The following is an 18,977-nucleotide window of genomic DNA, read 5'->3' on the forward strand; positions in this document are numbered from 1 at the left end:
AAATAAGCCTTATAAAACCTGCTTCAAAAGTTCCTTGATTTCATTAAGCATCATGGCTGTTGCCCCCCAAACCGTGTAACCCTTTAATTTAAAGGCGGGTACTTCGATGTTTTCGGCATAGGAAGTCGATAATTTTTGGGTAAAGACCTTTCTGTCATCCATAAAATCGTGCAAAGGTACCTCGACCAAAGCTTCAACTTCAGATTCCTGCAATACAAATGGACTTGGATTTTCCATAAGCCCCATAAACGGTTTTACCTCAAAATTACTCGGTGGAATATAGATCTCGCTCAACGATTTAATGACCGATATCCTTTCCGGGGGCACACCGACCTCCTCATACGTTTCCCGTAATGCGGTATGTAAAATATCCGGATCTTCTTTTTCGGACTTGCCCCCCGGGAATCCTATTTGGTTCGAATGCACTCCCTTATAGGTCTTGCGGAGTATCAGCAGTAGATTGGTGATGCTTTGCCGATCTGGATAAAACAAAGCCATGACAGCGGCTTTTCTCGCATTTTGCTTCTGGATCACACCGGCCTCCAACTCCTTTATTCGAATCGAGGGGGCCATTTTATAATGCGATGCACTACCCGGTAAGGGCAGATTTTTTATTTTTGAACTACATATGGCAAAATCATCAAAATTCATGGCTTTCAACAAATCCTATAATATTACAATATTACTACTTATATTTTTGGTTGCCTGCCAAGAAAAACCAAAAACAACCACTTCGGACAAAAAGGCAACAATTACCATAAAGGATTCCGTACCGCCAAAGGAAGAAATACCAAAAGAGGAAGAACCCTTTAAACTTACCGATGAAAACGCCATAGAATTCTTCTTTAACTATAATAAATCATTAAAAGATGATAAAGTAAAGATCACGACCTCTTTGGGGAGTTTCACCATCCAATTGTACGACGATGTCCCCTATCATAAGGCAAACTTCATCTACCTGACAAAACAGGGGTATTTTGACCATACCCAATTCCATCGCGTGGTCAAGAATTTTATCATTCAAGGTGGAAATTCAGACGACAAGGCCACTGCCGATAAGCGTAGGGCCATCGGCAGGTACTTATTGCCCCCTGATGCCAAGAAAGGATACAAACACCACCGAGGCACCATTTCGATGCCCAGTAGTGAAGTCAACAATCCACATATGTTGGCCTCCCCTTATGAATTCTTTATTGTTGTGACCGATCCCGGATCCTATCATTTAGATGGCGAATACACCCCGTTCGGAAAGGTCATCGAAGGTATGGACGTCGTTGACAAGATCAATGTACAACCGGTAGGTAAAGGCGATTGGCCCTTTAAGAACATCTATATTACCAAGGCGGAAGTGGTGAAGTAGACGTCGATGGACAGTTAACAATTAGCAATTATCAATGAACAATTAGGATTCTGCGATAAGCGCTGTACACAGTAATCAGTGATCAGTGTGCAGTAGGCAGTGGGCAGTGATCAGTAGACAGTGGACAGTTAACAATTAGCAATGAACAATTATCAATTAGTAATGAACAATTAGGATTCTGTGAGAAGCGAAACGCAATGAGCGGTGATCAATGGGCAGTAGGCAGTGATCAGTGGACAGTTGACAGTTCTCAATTAGCAATTAGCAATGAACAATTATCAATAAGCGTTGAGCGAGAAGCGATCAGCGATAAGCGCTGTACACAGTGGACAGTAGGCAGTGGACAGTTGACAGTTCACAATTAGCAATTAGCAATGAACAATAGGCGTTGAGCGAGAAGCGATCAGCGATAAGCGCTGTACACAGTGATCAGTGGGCAGTATTCAGTGGGCAGTTGACAATTAGCAATTAGCAATGAACGATTATCAAAAAGCGTTGAGCGAGAAGCGATAAGCGATAAGCGCTGTACACAGTGATCAGTGGGCAGTGGACAGTTAACAATTAGCAATGAACAATTATCAATGAACAATTATCAATGAACAATTATCAATTACCAATGAACAATTAGGATTCTGCGAGAAGCGATTTCCTTTTGGATATCGGTATTTCCCTTGAACTTGATTCTTGAACTTGATCCTTGAACTTGCCCCTTGAACTTGAACTTGATCCTTGAACTTGACCCTTGAACTTGATTCTTGAACTTGAACCTTGAACTTGAACCTTGAACTTGATCCTTGAACTCGACCCTTGAACTCGACCCTTGAACTTGAACCTTGAACTTGATCCTTGAACTCGACCCTTGAACTTGATTCTTGAACTTGACCCTTGAACTTGACCCTTGAACTTGATCCTTGAACTTGAATATTATTTCTTGACCCTATAGATATTCGGTAAGGTAATATGAAATTTAACGGCCAATAGTCGCAACACAATAATCAGCACGATCGCACCCATATAGGAATACACCGGCTCAATAGGAAACATACTCAATAGAAAATAGCATATACCCCCTAAAATAGAGGGCGTAGCGTAAATTTCCTTATGGAAAATCACGGGGATGTCATTGCAGAGAATATCGCGGATTACCCCCCCGAAAGAGGCCGTAATGGTCCCAAGGACAATACACATAGGGGGTATCAATTCCGCCGCAAGTCCCTTTTCGATACCTACCATCGTAAACAGCCCCAGTCCGATGGTATCGAATAAAAAGAGGGTTTTTCTGAGGTATTTCAACTGTTTCACGAATATAATCGCCAATATGACCGCCCCTAATATCGTAAAGAGATACACCGGGTTAAGCATCCAGAACACAGGGGTGTTCCCAACAAGAACATCCCTTAGGGTACCCCCACCGGTCGCGGTTACAAAGGCAATGATAAGCACTCCGAAAAAATCGAGTTTCTTATCCATGGCAACCAAAACCCCTGAAATGGCAAAGGCTGCCGCACCTAAAATATCTATGATCAAATACATCATGGCCTATTAATTTTGGTCGGCAAAAATATGGAATTGCAATGAACTATTTTCAAAAATTTTCAAGGGGTGGCACCTACTACTTTTTCTTGAAAATCAATAGGTTGGAAAACACCTTTTTTACCTACTACAGGTCTTGTGTATAATAACTATAATCCTTGATGATCTTGTCCACAAAATCGAAAGGTTTATCCGCCGTCGTAATATGGGCCACTTTTTTAACCTGCTCACTTAAAGATAGGATGATCTGATGATTCCCTTCACGGCGTGCCTGATCGTACAATTCCTTGATGGTCTGCATTTCAGGATCTTTAAAAACAGTAACCTGTGGGTATGTAGGCACATAATCTTCCGGTAGGTCACGCAACAAGGTATCCTTGATGCCAAACCGCACCTTTTCACTGATAACCGTCGTACCTGCCGCTATATCGCCAATACGCTGACCTTTCCCACGTATCAAAATCGTCAATACCGCCAAGCCTCCGGAAGTAAGGGTCACGTCGATAATGCGTAAGATCCAACGAATGAAATAACTTGAAAATCCGGGTTTGGATCCATCCAATTTTACGACACGGATCTTCATCAATGCCTTTCCGATCGTTTTCCCATCCATAAAAGTTTCCAACAACACATAATATAAGAATGCCGGTAAACCCAATACCATATACGCAGCCCACATATCACCAAAATCAATATCCATTGAAACCAACAGCCATATGATTAAAATCGTATAGGCAAGGATCACAAAACTATCGATGATATAGGCCAGCATACGATCTCCCAAGTGGGCGGTATTTTGACTTATACTTATATTTTGGGCAGTTTCTATTTGAAATTGTTCCATATTTTAGTTTCTTTGGGTAAAACCCGGGATAATGCGAGAGGCCGCCTTTGTTAAGCAAAATAAAGACAAATGGATAACTTTTGAAAATGCCCTTTCGAACAAAACGAAGATATCACCCGATGTATTGTCGGATCTATACATTGAAATAACAGATCACTTGGGTTATGCCAAAACTTTTTATGCAGGTAGCAATACGGAGTTTTATCTAAACACCCTGGCATCACAGGCCCATCAAAAAATCTACAAAACCAAAAAGGAACCCAAGAACCGTATTCTGGCATTTTGGAAAACGGAGTTCCCCACACTTTTCTATTACCATCAAAGGGAACTTTTGATCGCTTTTCTGGTATTTGCCTTCTTTTGTGCGGTCGGGGCTTTTTCTGCCGCCAACGAAGGTGATTTTGTACGCTCCATTCTTGGGGACGGCTATGTGAACATGACCTTGGACAATATTGGGAAGGGCGACCCTATGGCCGTGTATAAAAAAATGGGCGAATTCAATATGTTCATGGGTATTACCATCAACAATATCAAGGTGGCCTTAATGGCCTTTGCCTACGGTATCATGTTGGGCATTGGAACGTTATGGATCATGATGCAAAATGGAATTATGCTGGGGAGTTTTCAGTATTTCTTCTATGAAAAAGGGCTGCTTTGGGAATCTGCCCGTACGATTTGGATCCATGGTACTATTGAGATTTCGGTCATAATAGTGGCAGGGTGCGCCGGATTGGTCCTCGCCAACGGGATGCTCTTTCCCGGCACGTATACCCGGTTGGAATCCTTTAAAAGAGGGGTTAAGAACGGACTGAAGATAATGCTCAGCACCATTCCCTTTTTTATCATCGCCGGCTTTCTGGAAGGTTTCGTGACCCGACATACCGAAATGCCCGATTGGTTGGCCATTTCGATAATTACCGCCTCTTTGGCACTAATTCTATTTTATTACGTTATATATCCACACCAATTACATTTAAAAACCAATCAATAATGATTTCATTCATCCAATTTAAGAAACAACGTGAATTAGGGGAGATCCTTTCAGACACTTTTGCATTTATCAGAACGCAGTTTAAACCCTTTATGACTACCTATTTTAAGATCGTCGCCCCCTATTTGGTAGTACTCCTGATTGCCTTGGGATTCTACATGTATTCTTTTTCCACGGTATTGGATTTTAACTCCACCAATTATAATGGGGTGTTTTCAGGAGTCAGTATGCTTGTTAGTGGACTCGTTTTTATGGTAGCCATGATATTGGTCTATGCCGTCTCCCAATCTACCGTTTTACACTACATAAAATCTTATTCGGACCTCAATGGGGAAATAGATTTTGAGGGGATAAAAACAAATGTCTACGGTTCTTTATGGAGCTTTATAGGCTTAGGTATTATCGTGGTGCTATCGATCATGGCAGGCTTTATTTTCTGCATTCTTCCGGGGATATACTTGGCGGTCCCCCTTTCTTTATCCTTCAGCATCATGGTATTCATGGACAAAAGTGTGGGAGAATCATACAGTTACGGTTTTACCCTGGTCAAGGATGAATGGTGGATTACCTTCGCCACACTATTGGTCGTCGGTATCATCGTGGGGATAGCAGGGTATGCTTTCAGCCTGCCTGCCGTAATCTATCAATATGCCAGTATGGGAATATTTTCCGGGGAAATGGATGCCACCTCCTTAACCGGCAATTTCGTCGATCCCGTTTATTTGATCTTGAATATGATAGGAACCTTGGCACAGATGCTTTTGAATATCATTTCGATAATCGCAGGGGCCTTCATTTTTTTCAATTTGAACGAAAAGAAAAACTTTACCGGCACCTATGAACGCATTCAAAACCTAGGGAGTACCCCTAGGGAATAACCGGCAGAGAGAACAGACCACCATGATGCTCAACAAGCTTTTCCTTATCATACTTTTCGCCCTGAACGCAATTCCCCTGTTCGCACGGCAAGATTCGACCCAGGTGCGGTACGATAAGGAAAAGTTACAGGTTCAAACAATCACCCAAGGGGATCTTGACGTCTATAAAAACGACCCTGATTTTGACTATGCCATTGTGGAGCCCCAAATAACCTGGTGGGACAATTTCACCTCTTGGATCGGTAATCTTATTCTCCGTTTCTTTGAGTGGCTGTTCGGGTCTGAAAAAGCCCTAGGGGTATTTGCTGTTTTCCTTCGGTCATTGCCCTATATCCTAATAATCATACTACTCTTTCTGCTGGTAAAATTCTTTTTGAATGTAAACGCCAGGGGCTTATTTTATGCAAAGAACAATGAGGCATCGGTGACCTTGTCCGAAGAGGAACATATCCTTAAAAACGAGGATATAGACCAACTCATACAAAAGGCCTTAAACGAAAAGGATTACCGTTTGGCCATTCGGTATTACTACTTACTCGTTCTGAAACAATTGGGGGATCGGGGACTGATTGCATGGGAACCCCAGAAAACCAATGATGATTATATCAAGGAATTGAAAAATAAAGCATTACAAAAACCCTTCTACCATATAACACGGCTGTACGACTATATTTGGTATGGTGATTTCCCGATCGATGAAAGCCAATACCTTAAGGCCGAGGACCAATTTACCACACTGCGAAAAACCTTGGATGCCCATGGGTAAGAAAGGATCCATATACCTCATTATCGCCTTGGTCACCTTGGCCGTCCTTATGCTCTTTCAATATAGCAAACCCAAGGAAATCAATTGGTTTCCTTCCTATGTTTCCCAACATAAGATACCGTACGGCACCTATGTCCTGAATGAGATTATGGCCAAGCTTTATCAGGATAAGTTTACCCAAATACCACGACCTCCTTATGAAATGCTTCAAGCTGCCGATACCCTTCAAGGAACCTATTTCTTTGTGAACGAAGCCGTTTCTTTTGGGGAGGCCGAGTTGAACGGTCTGCTCGATTGGACTTCCAAAGGAAATACGCTTTTTATCGCCTCTAACAGCTTTGACGCGCCCTTAATGGACACCTTGAACATTAAATTGTCGCGTTTGTATCCAGAATTGGATAACGACAGGATACAGAGGCATAAATTATTGAATCCCAATTTAAACAACGGGGCCTTCAACTTCGAGAAAGACCATAGTGCCGGCTATTTCAGTGCGATAGACACCTTACATACCTCGGTCTTGGCTGAAGTGGCGTATTCCCAGGAAAACACCTCCGAAAAACCAATGTACTATAATGTAATCAAACAGGAATTCGGCCAAGGTGAAATCATACTCAGCACCTTTCCAAAAGCCTTTACCAATTATTTTATTTTAAAAGACGACCATAAGGACTATACCGCCGGACTCCTAAGCTATATCGATGGCAATAGACCCGTGTATATGGACAACTATCATAAATCGGGGAAATCATTCTATTCCTCGCCCATGTATATCTTCTTGAACAATCCTGCGTTAAAATGGGCGTATTACATAGTACTGGTTGGGGCCCTACTCTATATCATTTTTGAAGGAAAGCGCAAACAAAGGGCCATTCCCGTAATAGAACCCTTAAAAAACCAGACCTTGGCATTTACCCGGACCATCGCCGACATGTATTATGAAAAAGGGGAACAGCAAGCGATCACCCTTCATAAAATCGAATATTTCTTGGAGTACATACGGTCCCGTTTTTATCTGAATACCATTGAACAAAACGACGTGTTCTTTCACAACCTTGCCGCCCGAAGCAACCATACCTTTGATGAAGTGAAAGAGCTGTTTACCTTTATGGATGGACTTAAAATCCGTTCGGTAATTACCAATGCCGACCTAATGAAACTGAATAAAAGTATTGAACAATTTAAATCGAAAGCCGATGGAAAATAATGAGCAACCTGCCAATGACCTTGAATTTGACAATAGGATTCCGTTAGAGGAACTTAAACAAGCCGTTACGCAGGTCAAGACCGAACTGGCAAAGGTCATCATAGGACAGGAAAATTTCATTGAGTTATTGATCGTCTCCTTGTTGGTAGACGGGCATGTACTTATTGAAGGGGTTCCCGGGATTGCAAAGACCATTACGGCCAAGCTCTTTGCCAAAACCTTGAAAACCGATTTTAGCCGTATACAGTTTACCCCCGATCTAATGCCCAGTGATATCCTGGGAACATCGATATTCAACGTAAAAACCTCGGAATTCGAATTTAAGAAAGGGCCTATTTTCTCCAACATCATCCTTATTGATGAAATCAACCGGGCCCCGGCCAAAACCCAGGCCGCCATGTTCGAAACCATGGAAGAACGACAAGTAACCATGGACGGCACCACCTATGCCATGGAAACCCCATTTATGGTACTTGCCACCCAAAACCCTATTGAGCAAGAAGGCACCTACGCCCTTCCGGAAGCACAATTGGACCGATTTATTTTCAAGATAAAGGTCGATTACCCTACCCCTGAGGAAGAGGTCAGGATCCTACAAACACATCATGAACGGAAAGGAAAAAAACCACAAGAACAGATTGCGGCCGTACTGACCCCAGAACAACTGGTCGATTTCAAATCAAAGATCCAAGATGTGGTCGTCGAAGAAAAAATCATTAAATACATTGCCGAGATCATCACCAAAACCAGAAATCACCCCCATTTATATTTAGGGGGTTCCCCAAGGGCCTCGATTGCCACGTTGAATGCCGCCAAGGCTTTCGCTGCCATCCAAGGTAGGGACTTTGTGATTCCCGAAGACATCAAAAGGGCTTTGGTCCCTGTATTGAACCATAGGGTCATACTCACCCCTGAACGCGAAATGGAAGGAATGACCACGGATAATGTCGTGAACATGATCATGGAGTCTGTAGAAATCCCTAGATAGCCCTATGCAGTTTTTAAGATCGTTCTATATCCATAACACCTTTTTTAGGTATATCGCAGGGCTTGCGGCCTGTTTTACGCTATCGTTCTGGATACCTGCCCTCTACCCCATTGCATGGGTGTTGATATGGGTGTTATGGGGACTTTTTTTATTCGACATCTATTTGCTTTATTCCAATTCCAAAGGTGTTGGGGCACATCGAAATTTGCCGCAAAAGCTATCGAACAGCGATTTGAACCCCATACATATCCAATTTCAATCGTACTACCCGTTCAACGTGCATGTCTCGATAATTGACGAATTACCACCACAATTCCAAAAACGAGACTTTGAACACAGGTCCCATTTGTTGAAAAATGAAAAAAAGGAATTTGAATATACCGTACGGCCGGTAGATCGTGGGATGTATGTTTTCGGCAACCTCAACCTATATGTCTCCTCCCCCTTAAGCATCGTTAAACGGCGCCTTGTTTTCCAAAAAGACCAGATGGTTCCGGTGTATCCCAGCATTATCCAAATGCAACAATACGACTTCCTGGCCATCAGCAATAACCTGACCCAGTTCGGCCTAAAAAAAATAAGGCGCATTGGACATACCCAAGAATTTGAACAGATAAAGGAGTATGTGGCCGGAGATGATCTACGTACCGTTAACTGGAAAGCCACTGCCAAACAGAACCAATTGATGGTGAACCAATATCAGGATGAAAAATCACAACCCATCTATTCGGTCATTGATACGGGTAGGGTAATGAAAATGCCTTTTAACGGACTCAAATTACTCGACTACGCCATTAATTCAACCCTGGCATTTTCCAATGTGGCGCTCAAACGGAACGATAAGACCGGAATGATCACCTTTTCGAAAAATATAGAAACGTTTGTACCCGCTTTACAGAAAATCAGCCACCTGAATACGATCCTAGAAAAACTGTACCATATAACCACGACGTTTACCGAAGCTGATTACGGACTGCTCTATGCCCATGTGAAACGAAAAATAACACATCGGAGCCTGCTGCTTTTATATACCAATTTTGAACATATCTCGGCCCTTAAAAGGCAATTGCCCTTTTTATTGGCCATAGCAAAGAAGCATGTTTTGGTCGTTATCTTTTTTGAAAATACCGAGTTGGAAGACCTCATAGCAACCGATGCCGAAGATCTGCAGACCATTTATCACAAAACCGTTGCTGAGAAACTATCCTTAGAGAAAAGATTGATGCAAAAGGAACTCCAGCGATATGGCATTCAGACCATACTTACCAAACCCGAGGAACTCACCATCAATACCATCAACAAATATCTGGAAATAAAGGCCCGGGGACTGTTATGATCATTCCACCGATGGCAATCGAAGAATTCGTTGTGCTTGGTAGGCCGAGGTAATGTCACGGGTTTCAGAATGGGTAATATCGAAATAATCAACGTTCCCGATTCCTATTCCCGGCCTATCGAATGATCCGGCGTAGCAATTACAAGATCTGTAATTCTTTCGTTTCTTACTTTTTTTCAAAAAGAGTTCGAGTACGACCCCAGATGCGACCCCCCCAAGGACGGTGAACAAAATATCATTATTGTCCCACAACCCATATTCGGCCTTATCTATGGCTTCCTTGGTAACGCCTGCAGCCAAACTGCTACCCACAGCACCGGCCCAGGTCCAATACGGATTGCCATTGAACATATGATGTGCCGTATAGCCCCCGACGGCCCCGATCACAAAACCCGCACCAAAATGCTTGGGTTTGTCCTCGCTAATGGTGATCTGGGCATTCATGACCCCGTGAAAAACAAAGCACAATATCATTAGGTACTTCTTCATAAGAAAAGAGATCGATCGCTTAAAGCATTCTTGATTTTCCAATATTCCGTTTGGAAATTACAAAATACCCCAATACGATTACATAAGCTTACAGATTTTCATTAATTCGATATATGGTAAAATAACCCCTACAAATGACTAATCTTCAATTTTAACATCGAATATTTATCCCATCGATAAAAATTCATTCAAAACCCTATGGCCCATGAAAATGAGCGGATGTTTTCCTGTCGATTTTCTATCTTCATGGCCATACAATACATTAAAACAATACAACTTTTTTTATGAAAACCCCGAAAAGAATCCCCCTCTTAGCACTCCTGTTCCTACTTTCCATTTTTAAGATTTCGGCCCAAACCTATGCCAAAAACGGGATGGTCGTTTCTTCGAACTTGGAATCGTCAAAAGTAGGTCGCACCATTCTTCAACAAGGTGGTAATGCCATCGATGCCGCTGTTGCCACTGCCTTCTCATTGGCGGTAACCCTTCCCTCAGCAGGAAATATCGGAGGTGGCGGATTCATTGTATTCATGGATTCAATAGGGAAGACGACCACTATCGATTTTAGGGAAAAAGCACCTTTGGCCGCCACCAACGACATGTATCTAAATAAAGACGGGGAACTCGTAAAGGGAAGCAACCATACCAGTATAAAAGCGATTGGGGTACCCGGCACCGTGGCCGGACTTTATATGGCCCATAAAAAATATGGAAAACTCCCCTGGAAAGACCTGGTACAACCCGCCATTGACCAAGCCAAAAACGGATTTATCTTTAATTGGTCGCTTTATAGGGCCGCACAGCGTTTTACCAAAGAGGGGAATGACAATGCCTTTATGGACGCCTATTTCAGAAAAGAAAACGGAGCGGTGCTAGAGCCCGGGGATAACTGGAAACAACCCCAACTGGCAGCTACCCTGACAGCCATAAGGGACAAAGGCAAAGATGGGTTCTATAAAGGGGAAGTCGCCAAAAAGATAGCGCTTTGGATGAAAGAAAACGGCGGTATCATCACAAAAAAAGACCTTAAAAAGTATGAGGCCATTGAGCGTAAACCCATTGAGGGCACCTATAAGGGATATACGATTTACTCCATGCCACCACCAAGCTCCGGGGGTGTGGCATTGGTAGAAATGATGAACTTAATGGAACAGGCCGATCTTAAGGATATTGAATTCAATTCTACGGCCTATGTACACCTAGTTGCCGAAGCCATGCGCCGGGCTTTTGCCGATCGTGCCGAACATTTGGGAGATGCCGATTTCAATCTGGATATGCCTTTGGAAAAGCTGACCTCAAAAGAATTTGCAAAACAACGTTTTAAGGGCATCGACATGAAAAAGGCTTCTGTTAGTGATTCCACCAAATTCGGTCAACTATACGATGGGCAAAACACGACCCATTTCTCCGTATTGGATAAGGACGGCAATGCCGTGTCATTGACCTATACCCTTGAATATAGCTATGGGTCCAGGATGGGCTCCGAGGAACTGGGTTTTATCTTCAATAATGAAATGGGCGATTTTAACCCACAGCCCGGAATAACAAAAGGTAACGGACAAATCGGTACGGCCCCCAACTTAGTGGCCCCGGAAAAAAGAATGCTTTCCAGCATGTCCCCTACCATTGTAGCCAAGGACGGCAAACCCTATTTGGTCATCGGTAGCCCAGGAGGGCGAACGATCATCAATACCGTATTCCAAACGGTATTGGGTGTTTTGGAATATGAAATGCGCATTGACAAGGCTATTGAAGCCCTAAAAATCCACCACCAATGGCTTCCCGATATCATACGTTATGAAAAGCATTTACTCTCTCCGGATACAAGGGACGCCCTTGAATCCATGGGACACACCTTAAAACCCACGAACAATCTGGGTTCTTTGATGGGTATTACCTGGGATGCGGAAAATAAGGTAATGACAGGTGCCTCGGATTCCTCAAGCCCGGATGGTGGGGCTGCAGGCTATTGATTACTATATTTTCAAATACGAATACACATGTTCCCATGAAGAAAATCGGAATGATCGGCGGTTTAAGCTGGGAGTCGACCCAAATCTATTACCAAATCCTCAACACCAAAGTAAAAGAGACCTTGGGTGGGTTTCATTCGGCCAAATGCATTGTTGAATCCGTGGATTTTGCTGAAATTGAAAAACTCCAAAGGGCAGATGATTGGGTAGCTTTGGACAACTATATGGTCGAAGCGGCCCAAAATCTTCAAAATGCAAAGGCCGACCTTATTATCATTTGCGCCAATACCATGCATTTATGCAGTGATGCCATCGTTGAAAACGTTGATATCCCCCTGCTCCATATCGCAAGGGAGACCGGTAAAGCGATAAAAGCCTCTGGTTTGGAAAAGGTATTGTTATTGGGAACTAAATTCACCATGGAAAAAGACTTTTATAAAGCTATGCTTGCCGATGAATTCGGTATTGAGGTATTGGTCCCGAACGAGCAGGATATCAACAGCGTTCACAACGTGATTTATAAAGAACTGGTACATGGACGCGTTTTACCCGAATCCAAGGCCATATATTTGGATATTATCGCAAAAGCCGCTGCCCAGGGTGCCCAAGGGGTTATTTTAGGCTGTACGGAGATTCCGATGTTGATCAAGGCCCATGATGTTGATATCCCCATCTTCGACACAACGAAGATACATTCAGAGGCAGCTGTGGATTTCGCATTGAAGGTTTAGGGGGAACTACCAACTTATCAGGGTAAAAAAGGCGTTCGCAATTACCGATCTGTAAATAAGGTAAGGAACCTTAAAACTTTACCGAAAACCATTTAAAATACCATAATACAATAAAACTAAACGGCATCCTATTTCCTTCATAAACAACTGAATTCTTAAGTTGTAAACCTACTTCACCATTTGTATAACCCGTTATGTTTTCGATATTAAAATCGGGAACAAGCCAAAATCAAACACTGAAACTTACTAACCATAAAGGTTTTTGGACCCCCTATTAATTCCAAAAAACCTTTAGTCCGATTTTGGCTTTGCCCCCATTGATTTAAAATCAGGCAACATCAAAAAGATGAGCAATATCGTGGATATCGCTATAATGGATTTTCCAATGGTACAAAATGTACACTCAAAATAGGTCGTTGAGCATCCGGCATAATTGCTGATACAACCTACCAAGATCATAAGCATATAGTCGACCATCGCGATGACCGATAAAAAGAACAACGATTTCAAGGCTATATTTTTCATATCAATATTTTTAACTTCCCTACCTATTCATAAAGGTATATGACGATGGTCGGCCAATAAAGAAATCCCCACCATCATTTCTTCTGCTTTGAAATGGTATATTTTGCCATCAATGATGTAATTTTACATGGCATGCCCTGTAAAACAAAAAGTTAGTAAACACAATGTAAATCCCATGCCAGATTTTTTGACCCAAAAAAGCCGCCTTAGCAATGAATTCATCAGTGCAGAAGCCTGTTTAAACACGCTATCGGAACAAGAAAAACAGGAATTGATAAGCCATAAGACCGATATTGAATTTGAGGCCGGGAAATATATCGTAAAACGTGGTTTATTGGCCAATAATGTCCTCTATTTGACCGAAGGCCTCGTAAAATTGGAGTTTTTCAACGACACTAAACCATCTACCATCGCAATACTCCAACCCCATTCCTTCATCGGTATTGTTTGCTGCTTTGCCTTTAAAAAAATAGATTTTACGGCAACGGCCTTGAACAAGGCCAAAGTCAGTTTTATAAGTATGGATGTATTTGAGCGCTTCATCAAAGGTAATGGGGATTTTGCCTTAAGCCTTATCAAACATATGTCAGGCATCAGCAATCAATTAATTCATCGACTTACCTTATTGTCCCAAAAAAATGTTGACGGGGCCTTGTCTTTCATTTTATTGGACTTTAAATCGATTATGGGATCGGATGAATTTGAGCTGCCTATGACGAGGATCGAACTGGCCAATATGTTGGATTATTCCAAGGAAAGCATCATTAACACCTTATCAAAATTCAACAAAGAAGGTATCCTAAAGGTCGATGGTCGTAAGGTCAATATCCTTAAACCCCAGAATTTGGCGCAGATCTGCAAGTTGGGATGAGCCCATATTGAAATCCCTCCCACAAAATCACCTTGTGTAGGCAATTAATTTACCCAAGGTGACCTATGTTACAAAAAAAACCGGTTTTAGACCATACCTTGCAGTGTTTCAAACCCTGATCTAGTGTGATCAACCCATAAAAGAAGATATGCCATGGAACCACATCATTATAACGTAGAAGTAACCTGGAAAGAAGATCGCAAAGGGGTTATGTGCTCCCCTGAATTGAACCTTGGAGCGAACAATTGTATAGAAGTGGCCACTCCCCCGGAATTCCCTAAGGGTATGTCGGGCATATGGTCCCCCGAACATTTATTTACAGCAGCTGTGAACAGTTGTTTAATGACCACCTTTTTGGCCATCGCCGAAAATTCCAAATTGGTGTTTTCAGATTTCAGCTGTAAATCCAAAGGAACATTGGAACGTATTGAAGGTAAGTTCTTAATGACCGAAATCACCTTGGAACCATCAGTGACCATTTCAGATGAAAAATACAGGGAAAAAGCCGAAAAAATCTTGCAAAAATCGGAAGCGGCCTGTTTAATTTCAAATTCGATAACCTCGAAAATAACGATGGTACCGACAATTTTGGTCAAGGAGTCCGTCCCAAAATAAATACCGTTTATTTTAGGGATGACTGCTTCCCGAAAACTATCTACAATGGAGCTAACACCCCAAAAATGCTCCTCATAAACCAGTTGTCCGTTCGGTTGCCATTTGTACCCCAATTTTGTACCTTACCAATTCAATTCGCTTTGAGACGATCAATTCAAAACATATGGATGTCATGAAAAACAAAACAAAGTCATTTGCGGTGGCCTGCTGTACGATTTTCCTATTTTCAGTTACTTTTGGCTGCAAGAACAAAGATTCAAAACCCTCAGAAGCCGAATCCACAGAAGTTCAGGCGAAAGCCGAACCAGACTTTAAGATTTCCTTGGCCCAATGGTCCCTGCACAAAACTTTTTTTGGGGTCGAGACCATGGATTGGGAAAATTTCGGAAAAACATTAAAGGAATCACCCGATGATCTTTTAAAAGGTCCGGATCCCATGGAATTTCCCGCTATGGCAGCGTCTTATGGGATAAACACCATAGAATTGGTGAATACCTTTTACTTCAGCAAAGGAGATGACATGGCGTATTGGACCGAGTTTAAAAAGAAATGTGATGAATCTGGGGTAACAGTTGGCTTGATCATGTGCGATGCCTTGGGGCATTTAGGGGATGCTGATACCGAAAAGCGCAAGGCTACGGTTGAAAACCATTACAAATGGGTTGATGTCGCCAAGTTCCTAGGGGCACATTCCATTCGTGTGAATGCAGCCGGTGAAGGTACAGGGGAAGAAGTGGCTAAACATGCAGTGGCCGGACTTAAAAGTTTGGCGGAATACGGTGCAACCAAAGGAATCAACATCATTGTTGAAAACCATGGTGGGTATTCCTCCGATGGTAAATGGCTGAGTGGGGTCATGGCCAAAGTAGGAATGGACAATGTAGGCACGCTACCCGATTTCGGAAATTTCTGCATCGAACGTGGCCCTGACGGTTGTAAAAATGAGTATGACCGTTATCAAGGTATTAAAGAACTAATGCCCTATGCCAAAGGAGTAAGTGCTAAGTCACACGAATTTGATGCCGAAGGAAACGAGGTACATTCCGATTTCCTGAAAATCATGAAAATTGTCAAGGAATCCGGCTTTAAGGGTTATATAGGCATTGAATACGAGGGCACCCAACTTTCCGAGGATGAAGGCATAAAGGCCACCAAAGCCTTGCTTGAAAAAGTGATTGCACAACTGTAATTAAGCACCAAAATTTTTTATACAAGAACAAGGTCTAAAGGGATATGGCCCCATTGAGGCCCCATGTCTTTGTTCATCTTTCGACCTGAGCCTGTCCCAAGTGCAATTAAAAGATGCAACCTGACCCTCCACTTCGTTTTTTAGACGTTGTTACCCCTGGCCCATTGTATCATTGCCCCTCCTAGCTTTGGAATATTGTTTAAACTGCATAAACAAAGGACAACCCCAAACATTGCAATCCGTTGGTTTGAAATCACCGACCTGCCCATACCCGATGGTACATTTAACAGGCCATCACCCAAAATTAATTACGGTAAGGCCGAAGGATTTGTGCCAAATGGTCGTTGCATTGTATATTAGATGTAAAATCAGGATACTATGAACAAATCTTTAGCACATTTTAAAGCCCAAATCGGTAAAGATGCCTCCCAATCCCCCTCTCCCCTTATGCAATGGTTAAACCCGACCTTGATCAGTGCCGAAGCCGGGGAACTTGAGTTTTCATATAAGGTACGTGAGGAAATGACCAACCCTATGGGGATAATACATGGTGGCACCACGGCTGCGATAATCGATGATGCCATAGGCGCCGCTGTTTTCTCCTTAGGGGTTACCCACGTGTATACCACCGTAAGTCTTTCGGTAGATTATTTTAGTCGGGCAAAAGCAGGTGAAACGATCATCTCCAAAACCAAGATCGTAAAAAAAGGCCAACAGATCATCAATGGGGAATGCGAAGTATGGAATGCCGATAAAACCCGAATGATCGCCAAAGGGCATTCCAACTTGATAAAGACTAAATTGGAACTTTAAAACAAGTCATTGTTCATCCTTGGAATAAGGTATATCTTAAGATTTCACCCAAGGTTTATAACGTGACCATTGCGTTCGCGGGCACCCTTTTATACTTGCATAAAAATTAATTCATAAGGCCTATTAATTTCCTTAAAAAAATCCAACCTGTTGTATATTTACCCTTTTCATTCATTTTTTTACTATTTTCCAATACGATAAACCTTAAAAACACACTACCCACAAAGCAATTCCATCCTTACATAACACATAGGCACCTAAACCACTAACCATTCTTAAACCATTTGCAATGCTACGACCTAAAGACCACATCAATGAAAAAGAACGATTAGCCTCCTTAGCATCCTATTCCATCTTAGATTCACTTCCTGAAGAAGATTACGATAACTTAACGGCAATTGCGGCAGAAATATGTGCCCCCCATTAGTTTGATCAGTTTAGTGGATCATGAAAGACAATGGTTTAAATCCCATTATGGTGTCGATGCTTCTGAGATCCCATGAGAATATGCTTTCTGCGCACATGCGATCAACGCGGACGAAAACATATTCGTCGTCCAGGATGCTAGAAAAGATGAGCGCTTCCATGATAATCCCTTAGTTACGGGTGATACAAATGTTGTTTTTTATGCAGGTATCCCATCGATCTCGGATAATGGTTTGCCTTTGGGAACCTTATGTGTCATTGATCATAAGCCAAAATTACTTAGTCATAGTCAGATCGATTCCCATAAAATCAAGTACGTAACCTTTTACAACTCCGAAAGAGCAACATGCTTCTTGAAAAGAACGTTGAGGAGCTGAAAGAAAAAAATATCGCATTGGAGCGTTTTGCCTAAATCGCCGCACATGATCTAAAATCGCCCTTATATGCGATAAACACCACCGCCCAACTATTCTCCGATTGTTACGCCTCTAATTTTGATGAGGATGGAAAAAAATGCTGGGGTTCATTAAATCCTCTACGAACCAATTAAAAAGACTCATAGACGGACTTCTTGAGTACAGTAAGAGTGAATCGCTAATTCAGGAAGATGTGGCACCGATTGAAATAGAAGTGCTCAAAGATGACATTAGTGGCCTTTTTTCATATGACAATTCATTGAAACTAAAGTTCCATTCCCCACTAAAGACCATCAACACCAATAAAACGGCCCTAAACCAAATATTGATTAATCTTGTTTCCAACGCCATCAAATATAGCGACAAGGAGGAAACAGAAATGCAGATTACCGTTGATAAAAAAGGAAACCATTATGAATTTTCAGTCAAGGATAGTGGTCCTGGAATCGCCAAGGAGCATCAAGAATAAATCTTTAAGACATTCAAGGTCCTAACCCCTACCGATAAGTTTGGGGAAAGGGGAAATGGTATTGGACTTGCCACCGAAAAAAAAATCACCGAAAAAATGGGTGACAGTGTTTTTCTTGAATCGGACCTAGGAAGGATGTAAATTCAATTTTACTCTTTTAAGTACCGATTGCGAAACGGGGAAACTAAAAATGGCATAACCCTACAGCAAAAAATACCCTTCTTCAGAATAACATAATATCGAATAATGCCTTGATACATGCAAATTGTTGCGTATCTTGAAGAGAATAAATCATGTACTCATGACATCAAACTATATAAAGATATACACAGGGGAATCATTTGTCGCACAACAAATAGTAAGCCAATTGCAAGGTATGGGTATTGAGGCTATCATCAAGGACGAAGCGGAATCTGCACGCTTGGCTGGCTTTGCATCATCGATGTTGGGACAAGTGGATCTATATGTAAACAAGGACGAGGTAGAGAAGGCGACCGCAGTGGTTAAAGCGGTTTTAAAAGAATCTTAGGCCCAACAATCGACCGAGCACGTAATGC

22 protein-coding genes are annotated in these 18,977 nt (G+C 42.2%); 17 read left to right on the forward strand and 5 right to left on the reverse strand.

Annotated elements, in window-relative coordinates:
• Nucleotides 1-9: 9 nt before the first annotated feature.
• Nucleotides 10-651, reverse strand: coding sequence for an NUDIX hydrolase (locus PHU20_RS05590; protein ID WP_274824466.1), 642 nt, complete (start codon nucleotides 649-651; stop codon nucleotides 10-12).
• On the opposite strand from PHU20_RS05590, the gene PHU20_RS05595 reads away from it, so the two are divergent.
• Entirely contained in the window at nucleotides 650-1,360 is a 711-nt protein-coding gene (locus tag PHU20_RS05595) for a peptidylprolyl isomerase (RefSeq protein WP_274824356.1), read from the forward strand. The two genes, PHU20_RS05590 and PHU20_RS05595, sit on opposite strands and share 2 nt — an antisense overlap.
• Nucleotides 1,361-2,284: 924 nt before the next feature.
• Here the strand turns inward: PHU20_RS05595 and PHU20_RS05600 are convergent.
• The gene (locus PHU20_RS05600; protein ID WP_274824357.1) at nucleotides 2,285-2,896 is read right to left on the reverse strand and encodes a trimeric intracellular cation channel family protein; all 612 of its coding nucleotides are present in this window, start codon (nucleotides 2,894-2,896) and stop codon (nucleotides 2,285-2,287) included.
• A 124-nt stretch (nucleotides 2,897-3,020) separates the two neighbouring features.
• Nucleotides 3,021-3,737 carry an RDD family protein gene (locus tag PHU20_RS05605; protein ID WP_274824358.1) on the reverse strand — a complete coding sequence of 239 codons (717 nt, stop codon included), beginning with the start codon at nucleotides 3,735-3,737 and terminating at the stop codon, nucleotides 3,021-3,023.
• A 31-nt stretch (nucleotides 3,738-3,768) separates the two neighbouring features.
• Between PHU20_RS05605 and PHU20_RS05610 the strand changes: the two genes are divergently transcribed.
• Genes PHU20_RS05610 through PHU20_RS05635 form a run of 6 tightly spaced genes read left to right on the forward strand, consistent with a single transcriptional unit; the run spans nucleotide 3,769 to nucleotide 9,903 of the window.
• A complete protein-coding gene (locus PHU20_RS05610) occupies nucleotides 3,769-4,728 on the forward strand; it encodes a stage II sporulation protein M (protein WP_274824359.1) in 960 nt (319 codons plus the stop codon).
• Entirely contained in the window at nucleotides 4,728-5,606 is an 879-nt protein-coding gene (locus PHU20_RS05615) for a hypothetical protein (RefSeq protein ID WP_274824360.1), read from the forward strand. The genes PHU20_RS05610 and PHU20_RS05615 overlap by 1 nt, the downstream gene beginning before the upstream one ends.
• Before the next feature lie 22 nt (nucleotides 5,607-5,628).
• Complete coding sequence (locus PHU20_RS05620; RefSeq protein ID WP_274824361.1) at nucleotides 5,629-6,372, forward strand: DUF4129 domain-containing protein; 744 nt, start codon at nucleotides 5,629-5,631, stop codon at nucleotides 6,370-6,372.
• The gene (locus PHU20_RS05625) at nucleotides 6,365-7,579 is read left to right on the forward strand and encodes a DUF4350 domain-containing protein (RefSeq protein WP_274824362.1); all 1,215 of its coding nucleotides are present in this window, start codon (nucleotides 6,365-6,367) and stop codon (nucleotides 7,577-7,579) included. The genes PHU20_RS05620 and PHU20_RS05625 overlap by 8 nt, the downstream gene beginning before the upstream one ends.
• On the forward strand, nucleotides 7,569-8,567 hold the full coding sequence (locus tag PHU20_RS05630; protein ID WP_274824363.1) for an AAA family ATPase: 999 nt from the start codon (nucleotides 7,569-7,571) through the stop codon (nucleotides 8,565-8,567). The genes PHU20_RS05625 and PHU20_RS05630 overlap by 11 nt, the downstream gene beginning before the upstream one ends.
• A gap of 4 nt (nucleotides 8,568-8,571) precedes the next feature.
• Nucleotides 8,572-9,903, forward strand: coding sequence for a DUF58 domain-containing protein (locus tag PHU20_RS05635; protein WP_274824364.1), 1,332 nt, complete (start codon nucleotides 8,572-8,574; stop codon nucleotides 9,901-9,903).
• Here the strand turns inward: PHU20_RS05635 and PHU20_RS05640 are convergent, their stop codons facing one another.
• Nucleotides 9,904-10,392, reverse strand: coding sequence for a hypothetical protein (locus tag PHU20_RS05640; protein WP_274824365.1), 489 nt, complete (start codon nucleotides 10,390-10,392; stop codon nucleotides 9,904-9,906).
• 284 nt (nucleotides 10,393-10,676) lie between these two features.
• Between PHU20_RS05640 and ggt the strand changes: the two genes are divergently transcribed.
• Together ggt and PHU20_RS05650 are read left to right on the forward strand one after the other, a co-directional pair.
• Nucleotides 10,677-12,365: a gamma-glutamyltransferase gene (gene ggt / locus PHU20_RS05645; RefSeq protein WP_274824366.1), complete on the forward strand. Its 1,689-nt coding sequence runs from the start codon at nucleotides 10,677-10,679 to the stop codon at nucleotides 12,363-12,365.
• Between the two features lie 35 nt (nucleotides 12,366-12,400).
• On the forward strand, nucleotides 12,401-13,096 hold the full coding sequence (locus PHU20_RS05650) for an aspartate/glutamate racemase family protein (protein WP_274824367.1): 696 nt from the start codon (nucleotides 12,401-12,403) through the stop codon (nucleotides 13,094-13,096).
• A gap of 291 nt (nucleotides 13,097-13,387) precedes the next feature.
• Here PHU20_RS05650 and PHU20_RS05655 read toward each other — a convergent pair whose 3' ends face one another.
• Entirely contained in the window at nucleotides 13,388-13,621 is a 234-nt protein-coding gene (locus PHU20_RS05655; protein WP_274824368.1) for a hypothetical protein, read from the reverse strand.
• 175 nt (nucleotides 13,622-13,796) lie between these two features.
• Here PHU20_RS05655 and PHU20_RS05660 point away from each other — a divergent pair, with 175 nt between their 5' ends.
• From PHU20_RS05660 to PHU20_RS05690, 8 genes are all read left to right on the forward strand, one after another.
• Entirely contained in the window at nucleotides 13,797-14,492 is a 696-nt protein-coding gene (locus PHU20_RS05660) for a Crp/Fnr family transcriptional regulator (RefSeq protein ID WP_274824369.1), read from the forward strand.
• A 153-nt stretch (nucleotides 14,493-14,645) separates the two neighbouring features.
• Nucleotides 14,646-15,107 carry an OsmC family protein gene (locus tag PHU20_RS05665; protein WP_274824370.1) on the forward strand — a complete coding sequence of 154 codons (462 nt, stop codon included), beginning with the start codon at nucleotides 14,646-14,648 and terminating at the stop codon, nucleotides 15,105-15,107.
• A gap of 172 nt (nucleotides 15,108-15,279) precedes the next feature.
• On the forward strand, nucleotides 15,280-16,296 hold the full coding sequence (locus PHU20_RS05670; protein ID WP_274824371.1) for a sugar phosphate isomerase/epimerase family protein: 1,017 nt from the start codon (nucleotides 15,280-15,282) through the stop codon (nucleotides 16,294-16,296).
• Between the two features lie 378 nt (nucleotides 16,297-16,674).
• Nucleotides 16,675-17,109, forward strand: coding sequence for a PaaI family thioesterase (locus tag PHU20_RS05675; protein ID WP_274824372.1), 435 nt, complete (start codon nucleotides 16,675-16,677; stop codon nucleotides 17,107-17,109).
• Nucleotides 17,110-17,398: 289 nt separating this feature from the next.
• Nucleotides 17,399-17,536, forward strand: a complete 138-nt coding sequence (locus PHU20_RS05680) for a hypothetical protein (protein WP_274824373.1) — start codon at nucleotides 17,399-17,401, stop codon at nucleotides 17,534-17,536.
• Nucleotides 17,537-17,654: 118 nt separating this feature from the next.
• A complete protein-coding gene (locus PHU20_RS20090; protein ID WP_338040881.1) occupies nucleotides 17,655-17,912 on the forward strand; it encodes a GAF domain-containing protein in 258 nt (85 codons plus the stop codon).
• Nucleotides 17,913-18,048: 136 nt separating this feature from the next.
• Nucleotides 18,049-18,420 (forward strand): ATP-binding protein, encoded by a 372-nt coding sequence (locus PHU20_RS05685; protein WP_274824374.1) that lies wholly within the window; start codon nucleotides 18,049-18,051, stop codon nucleotides 18,418-18,420.
• Between the two features lie 301 nt (nucleotides 18,421-18,721).
• Nucleotides 18,722-18,949, forward strand: a complete 228-nt coding sequence (locus PHU20_RS05690; RefSeq protein WP_274824375.1) for a putative signal transducing protein — start codon at nucleotides 18,722-18,724, stop codon at nucleotides 18,947-18,949.
• Nucleotides 18,950-18,977 lie beyond the last annotated feature (28 nt).

It is taken from the genome of Maribacter polysaccharolyticus (assembly GCF_028882255.1).
Classification (GTDB): domain Bacteria; phylum Bacteroidota; class Bacteroidia; order Flavobacteriales; family Flavobacteriaceae; genus Maribacter_A; species Maribacter_A polysaccharolyticus.

Coding starts and splice junctions, on each gene's coding strand:
- PHU20_RS05595 (WP_274824356.1), top strand. CDS start 650: ATGGCTTTCAACAAATCCTATAATATTACAATATTACTACTTATATTT.
- PHU20_RS05590 (WP_274824466.1), bottom strand. CDS start 651: ATGAATTTTGATGATTTTGCCATATGTAGTTCAAAAATAAAAAATCTG.
- PHU20_RS05600 (WP_274824357.1), bottom strand. CDS start 2,896: ATGATGTATTTGATCATAGATATTTTAGGTGCGGCAGCCTTTGCCATT.
- PHU20_RS05605 (WP_274824358.1), bottom strand. CDS start 3,737: ATGGAACAATTTCAAATAGAAACTGCCCAAAATATAAGTATAAGTCAA.
- PHU20_RS05610 (WP_274824359.1), top strand. CDS start 3,769: ATGCGAGAGGCCGCCTTTGTTAAGCAAAATAAAGACAAATGGATAACT.
- PHU20_RS05615 (WP_274824360.1), top strand. CDS start 4,728: ATGATTTCATTCATCCAATTTAAGAAACAACGTGAATTAGGGGAGATC.
- PHU20_RS05620 (WP_274824361.1), top strand. CDS start 5,629: ATGATGCTCAACAAGCTTTTCCTTATCATACTTTTCGCCCTGAACGCA.
- PHU20_RS05625 (WP_274824362.1), top strand. CDS start 6,365: ATGGGTAAGAAAGGATCCATATACCTCATTATCGCCTTGGTCACCTTG.
- PHU20_RS05630 (WP_274824363.1), top strand. CDS start 7,569: ATGGAAAATAATGAGCAACCTGCCAATGACCTTGAATTTGACAATAGG.
- PHU20_RS05635 (WP_274824364.1), top strand. CDS start 8,572: ATGCAGTTTTTAAGATCGTTCTATATCCATAACACCTTTTTTAGGTAT.
- PHU20_RS05640 (WP_274824365.1), bottom strand. CDS start 10,392: ATGAAGAAGTACCTAATGATATTGTGCTTTGTTTTTCACGGGGTCATG.
- ggt (WP_274824366.1), top strand. CDS start 10,677: ATGAAAACCCCGAAAAGAATCCCCCTCTTAGCACTCCTGTTCCTACTT.
- PHU20_RS05650 (WP_274824367.1), top strand. CDS start 12,401: ATGAAGAAAATCGGAATGATCGGCGGTTTAAGCTGGGAGTCGACCCAA.
- PHU20_RS05655 (WP_274824368.1), bottom strand. CDS start 13,621: ATGAAAAATATAGCCTTGAAATCGTTGTTCTTTTTATCGGTCATCGCG.
- PHU20_RS05660 (WP_274824369.1), top strand. CDS start 13,797: ATGCCAGATTTTTTGACCCAAAAAAGCCGCCTTAGCAATGAATTCATC.
- PHU20_RS05665 (WP_274824370.1), top strand. CDS start 14,646: ATGGAACCACATCATTATAACGTAGAAGTAACCTGGAAAGAAGATCGC.
- PHU20_RS05670 (WP_274824371.1), top strand. CDS start 15,280: ATGAAAAACAAAACAAAGTCATTTGCGGTGGCCTGCTGTACGATTTTC.
- PHU20_RS05675 (WP_274824372.1), top strand. CDS start 16,675: ATGAACAAATCTTTAGCACATTTTAAAGCCCAAATCGGTAAAGATGCC.
- PHU20_RS05680 (WP_274824373.1), top strand. CDS start 17,399: ATGCTACGACCTAAAGACCACATCAATGAAAAAGAACGATTAGCCTCC.
- PHU20_RS05685 (WP_274824374.1), top strand. CDS start 18,049: ATGCTGGGGTTCATTAAATCCTCTACGAACCAATTAAAAAGACTCATA.
- PHU20_RS05690 (WP_274824375.1), top strand. CDS start 18,722: ATGACATCAAACTATATAAAGATATACACAGGGGAATCATTTGTCGCA.